At 55.8% G+C, this 5,575-nt stretch carries 4 protein-coding genes and 1 pseudogene; 1 reads left to right on the top strand and 4 read right to left on the bottom strand.

All coding sequences use genetic code 11. The annotated features are described in order from the left end of the window. Positions 1-242: 242 nt before the first annotated feature. Positions 243-461: pseudogene (locus HMPREF3158_RS13350) on the top strand (integrase core domain-containing protein); the annotation flags it as partial. 28 nt (positions 462-489) lie between these two features. Here the strand turns inward: HMPREF3158_RS13350 and HMPREF3158_RS03950 are convergent. The 4 genes from HMPREF3158_RS03950 to HMPREF3158_RS03935 all read right to left on the bottom strand — a co-directional run bounded on the left by HMPREF3158_RS03950 (position 490) and on the right by HMPREF3158_RS03935 (position 5,097). Continuing rightward, on the bottom strand, positions 490-1,305 hold the full coding sequence (locus HMPREF3158_RS03950) for an ABC transporter ATP-binding protein (protein WP_049156256.1): 816 nt from the start codon (positions 1,303-1,305) through the stop codon (positions 490-492). After that, a complete protein-coding gene (locus HMPREF3158_RS03945; RefSeq protein WP_049156286.1) occupies positions 1,305-2,384 on the bottom strand; it encodes a FecCD family ABC transporter permease in 1,080 nt (359 codons plus the stop codon). The genes HMPREF3158_RS03950 and HMPREF3158_RS03945 overlap by 1 nt, the downstream gene beginning before the upstream one ends. A 41-nt stretch (positions 2,385-2,425) precedes the next feature. Then, positions 2,426-3,583, bottom strand: a complete 1,158-nt coding sequence (locus HMPREF3158_RS03940) for an ABC transporter substrate-binding protein (RefSeq protein WP_070497388.1) — start codon at positions 3,581-3,583, stop codon at positions 2,426-2,428. Positions 3,584-3,735: 152 nt separating this feature from the next. Continuing rightward, entirely contained in the window at positions 3,736-5,097 is a 1,362-nt protein-coding gene (locus tag HMPREF3158_RS03935) for an MATE family efflux transporter (RefSeq protein WP_231732355.1), read from the bottom strand. Positions 5,098-5,575 lie beyond the last annotated feature (478 nt).

Here is a 5,575-nt window from a genome sequence, read left to right as displayed (position 1 = left end):
CTACTCAGACGGAACAAAACCTGGGACACTTCAGATGGGCATTATCGGACTCGATGCGCACCGAGGTATTACCGCTGCAAGCACTCAACCAAGCGATTGTGAGCGCGAAGGAAACAACAGGCCTTATTCACCATTCGGATCACGGCTTATAGTACGTCAGCGTTGTCTACAACCAGCGTCTCGCCCAGCACGGGATTGCCGCTTCCACTGGGACCGTCGGTGACTGAAATGACAATGCTCTAGCTGAAAACGTTAACGGCTCTTACAAGAATGAGCTCATCCATACTCGCAGGTGGAATGATGTTGTCGAGGTAGAAATCGCGACGTTCGAGTGGGTGTCATGGTGGAACGAGGTAAGGCTCCACCAAAGCCTGGGATATCGAACCCCAGCCGAGGTGGAAACCGAATTGTGGAAGAAGAACCCGCAACAGGGAATAATAGAAATCAAGGAACATGCCTAGGAACAAAACTCGGGGCACTTCAAGCCCCTTATATGGCTCTGGATGTGGTGATTGCTGCAGAACCGTCATCAGTAAGGGTGACTTTTCCATCTACGCGGTAGACTTCACGCAACATTTTTGCGGTTAACACGTCCTTAGCTGCTCCGTGTGCGTATACAGTGCCCGCGTGGAGTACCGCAATGCGGTGAGCGAAGCGCGCTGCTTGTGAAAGATCGTGCATCGAAACCACGACCGCCGCGGGTGCTTCAGCTGCATAGGCGCGAATATGCTCCATGAGGATGAGCTGATTTCTTAGGTCAAGAGCGCTGGTTGGCTCGTCCAGTAGTAATGCCTGCGGCCGGCATACGATGGCCTGGGCGAAGCTTACTAATTGACGCTGGCCGCCGGAGAGCTGGGACATTGTTCGGGATTCTAGGTCTTCTAGCCCCAGCCGCGTGAGGACCGAGCTGACTCGGTCCTGTGTGGATGTGGCTACCCGTAGTCCGCTGAATCCCGTCCGGGAATGCTGGAGTGCCAGAAGTACCGATTCGAATACGGTAAGGGTGCTTTCCGGCGGGGGATCCTGTGGCAAATATACTGCCTCGGGCCCAGTGACGTCGCCGCTGAATCGGCATAGGTTAGCCATGCAGCGCAGCAAAGTCGACTTACCAGCGCCATTAGGGCCGACGAGGGCGGTGACGGTTCCAGCTTCGATCTTTGGGAGACATACGTCATTCAGTATCTGTTCGTCTCCATGGGAAAAGCACAGGTTATCTACCCGGAGTGTGGGTTCTGGCGGAACCGTGGGCGGTTGTTCCACGAGGGGGTCCTTTCTGGGGCAGGAAGTACTGGGAGAGGCGATCATTAGGTTGAGGAGACAGTTCGGGGGCGGCGTCGCAAAACAATGAGGACGACGAACACGGGAACGCCCACAATCGCGGTGATGATGCCGACAGGCAGAATCGCCCCAGGCTGGATCAGCTTGGATACCACTGAGGCTGAGGTCAGCAAAAGCGCACCTGAGATGATGGACGTGGTGAGGAAGAAGCGTTGGTCCTCACCAACGAGCATCCTGGCGATATGTGGGCCGACGAGTCCGATGAAACCAATTGTCCCGGCCATCGAAACGGCAGTTGCCGCCATAAGGGAGACTCCCACCAGCGTGTACGTGCGCAGCTTTGGGATATTGATACCCATGGACCTAGCGCGGTCGTCGCCCATTCGAAACGCGGTCAGCGTCCACGCATTGCGGTAGAAGTAAGCAATTCCGATTAGTGAGATGACCGCGAGAAGGCCGATCTGAGGCCACGTAGCGCGCGTAAGGCTGCCCAAGGTCCAGAAAACCACCTGCTCTAATTGGGTCTGCGAGGCGAGGTACTGCATTAGCGCTAGTAGAGCATCGAAGAGGAACACGATGGCTATGCCCAGCAGAATCATTCCCTCGGTACCAGAGCTCTTTGACCGAGAGAATAGGACGATCACCGCACAGGCCGCGAGGGCGAAGACCCAAGCACTGCCCGCCATTCCCAGCGCTGCCCCGATTCCCGCCGCGGTGAATCCTGAGACGGTGGCAAAGGCTGCGCCAAAGCTCGCAGCGGCGGAAATGCCCAGCGTATAGGGCTCTGCCAAGGGGTTATCCAAGATGGTTTGCATCTCTGCGCCGGCAGCAGCGAGGGTGCCACCGATGAGCACCGCTGTGACGGTCATAGGCAGACGTATATCAAAGATGATCTGCCAGTCAATTGGGCGGGAATCGCTGGGGTGAAAGAGCACGTAGAGCGCCTCATTTGCGTTCAAACTGCTGCCGATGAGGAAATCTATGGCAATGGTGACGCATAGCAGGGCCGTAAGCCCTGCGATGATCGCTACCTTTCGCCTGCTAGCTGTTCGGTACCAGTTTGACCGGGGGCGTTGCCGTTGCGGGGTAGAGTTTTGGTCGTCCACCTCGCTTCCGGTGGCAATTGATTGCGCTCGTGCTCCGTGGCTCATGGCAAACCAGTCCAGAAGGTGCCGCTAGCCTCCACAGGGAGGAATTTTTCATGTAGTTCTTCCAAATCGGCCTGCGGGTCGACATCGGAAAACAGGTCGGGGTGCATGGCTTTGGCAAACCACTCGATGGCTAGGTAGTTGTATGGGGAGTCGTAGAAGTGATGCCACGCAGCGTAGGCCCGCTTGTTCTTGACCGTCCGCATTTCCTTAAGGACAGGTTGCCCGTCAACAACGCGTTGGAAGTCTTTGGCTGCCTGTTCGGTGGACTCGTCGTAGCCCAGGGGTACAAAGCCATTCTTCTTTGGCTGCTGCTTGGCGCCGGTCCAGTCTGCGCCGGTGGCGATGATGACGTCTGGGTCTTTTTCAGCTAGCGCCTCGGGAGAGACTTGCCCCTGCTTGGCGTCGATCATATCGTCGCCCACGTTTTCGCCACCCGCTGCGTTAACAATTTGGGCTAGGTTGGACTTAGCGAAGGTAGAGCAGCAGTCGAAGTAGCCGGGAGCTCGCCAGAGGAAGGTCGGTGTGGGGGTGGCCTTGGCTTTTTCTAGGCGCTCCTGAACCATGTTCACCTTGGACTCATAGAACTCGGCATACTCTTCCGCTTCCTTCTCGTGGCCGAGTACCTTGCCGAGCAAGCGCACGCTCGGTGCGGTGTTCTTCACCGGGTCGGTAAAGTAATCGACGGTAACCGTGGGGATTCCGGCCTTTTCTAGACCGTCTACGATGCCAGCATCCTGGGCGGCTTCGAAGCTGCTTGCGGAGACAATGAAGACATCTGGACGGGAATTCAAAGCTTGCTCAACGGACATCGAGCCGTCGTAAACTTCACCAGTTTGCTCAATATCTTCGATCTCTGAGAATTTCTGTTCGTACTTCTTGTACGTGCCAGGGTCGTTCTGCTCCAGGTCATCTGGCCAGGCAACGATGCCCTGGAGCGGGTTTTCTTTGTTGAGGATGGATGTCGTGTAAAGCATCCGTTGCCCGCCCATGAGGACCCGATCGACGTTCTTCGGGACCTCGACTTCGCGCCCGAGAATGTCGGTGATCTGTTGCTTTTCTCCGTCATCTGCGGTCTGTTGTTCATCGTTAGTGCTGCAGGCAGCGGTCATAAGGAGGGCAGTGGCGGTGACGGCTGAGGCGACTACGCGGGCCATTCGGTGGTGAGGGGCGCGTGGGGTTTTAAAACCGCGAGCCCTAGTTGTCGTGAGGGACAAGGCAATCCTTTCTTCCAAGTGGATCTATTAGGTTAGCCATACCTTTGTTTATCTACAATGGGTGATGAAACTTTTACCCCCCAACATTCCCGTTAAGTCAGTTCATTCAGTCGGCGGGAATATGTGCGTAGCAGCAGTACCGCCGTGGTTGCGAAACCCATGATGAGTCCTAACCAGACGCCATATCCTTCCCATCCGAGGAGCTTTCCAAATATCAGAATCCCGGGGACGCCAACCAGCCAGTACCCGACGAGGGTGCAGCGTAGCCCTGAGGTGGTGTCTTTCAGGCCTCTCAGTAGGCCCACTGCCACGTTTTGGATTCCTTTGGCGAACTGTTGCAGTACCGCGAGACATAGGAGCAGGACGGCAATGTGAAAGGTGGTGGGATCTGCCTCTTTTAAGAAAGGATGCAGTACCCACCTGCCCAACAGAAGCCACAGCGCGCCCATTATTCCCAGATACGTGACCACGACGAACAATATGCGTCGGGTAATCTCGCGCACTGAGTCGGCACTCTCGGCCCGAGCCCTTGTGATCAGCACCGAGCCGCCGTGAGAAAAGCCGATGCACACTTGGTAAACGATGTACGCCAGTTGGTTCACAATATTGTGCGCCGCTAGCATCTGTGGGCTAAAGGTCCCCATCACTAAACCGGCGATGGTTGTTATTGCAGCCTCCGAGCCATAGGTCAGACTGACTGGTACCCCGAGGCGGACGAGGCGGCAGATAGTCTCCCCATCTCCTTTACACGGAAGGATGTGGAAATAGGGCTGTAGCTCGGGAATGCGCAGTACCACAATCCGGAAGGCCAGGAAGGTAAGCAGTTGGATGACAGTTGTAGAAAGCCCGATGCCCGCTACCTTCCAGTGATCCGAGGCTGCCCATGTCATAAATAACCAGTTCAATGCGATATTTATAAATATCGATATCAGCGTGATGGTTAACAGGGAGCCGGGTTTTCGCATGCCCACGGCGAATTGGCGCAGGACGTTGAGCCACATCATCGGGACTAACCCGGGTGCGAGCGCAAGGGTCATGGCGAAGGTGAGTTGGGCAACGTGCTTGTCGATGGGCAGAACAAGGACCAATCCGCCTAGGGCGATGACCAGTAACGCGCCGAGAATTGCAGTGCCAGTGGCCACCGCGAAGGAGGAGCGCACAGCCCGCCGGATCTGTTCTGCTCCCGCCTCGCAATTTTGACAAGAGGTTTTCTCTTTTTCCATTTTTGCTGCTGCTTCAGCCACAAGATTTGCCCCGGCCGTCACCATGCCCACGCACATCGTGCGGATCTGGTTGTAAAGCTGCATCGCTAGGCCGCCGCCGGCTATCGCCAGTACGCCCACGGACTGCAGCATCAATACGTCCGTGGTGGTCAATGCAACTCCGGCGAGTTGTACTCCAGCGATGGGAAGGGAAATTCCCAGAACTTCGCGATATTTCCGGATGGATTTCAACCTCGCAGCCACCTTCAACTTCGGACTAACATTCGTCTCGGCCCTCGCTTCTCATCTTCTAAACCTCGCCCATTTTGGCGGCTGGTCTCCAATGTGCTGCGGTTTCTAGCGGTAGATACGCAGCACATCCGATTCATTTGCGGCCTCCAGGCCGTTGAAGCGAATGGCGCTGCGATACATCTGCACCAAAGTTGCAATCGGACGCTGCCGTCTGCACCATGGAAATTAGTGGTTCGCCCCTGCGGATTCAGCTGGTGCTGGCCGATGCCCCAGCGGTACCACCGTTGGTTGAGACCGAATCCCGTTCAGGGCTGGTGTTTGCAGCGGCAGAGACTCCCTTCGGAAAGTATAAAGATTATACCTAGTTTAGGTAAGGCTACCATAATTGAAGATTTCCACTTCAAACACTTCAGGTGGAAGGAGTGTGAAGATGGATAGGAGAGACTGAAGTGTCCCAGGTTTTGTTCCGTCTGAGTAG

The sequence above is a fragment of the Corynebacterium sp. HMSC06G04 genome, assembly GCF_001807365.1.
Classification (GTDB): Bacteria; Actinomycetota; Actinomycetes; order Mycobacteriales; family Mycobacteriaceae; genus Corynebacterium; species Corynebacterium simulans.
The sequence above is the reverse complement of the archived record's forward strand: the minus strand, read 5'-3'. Positions and strand labels throughout refer to the sequence as shown.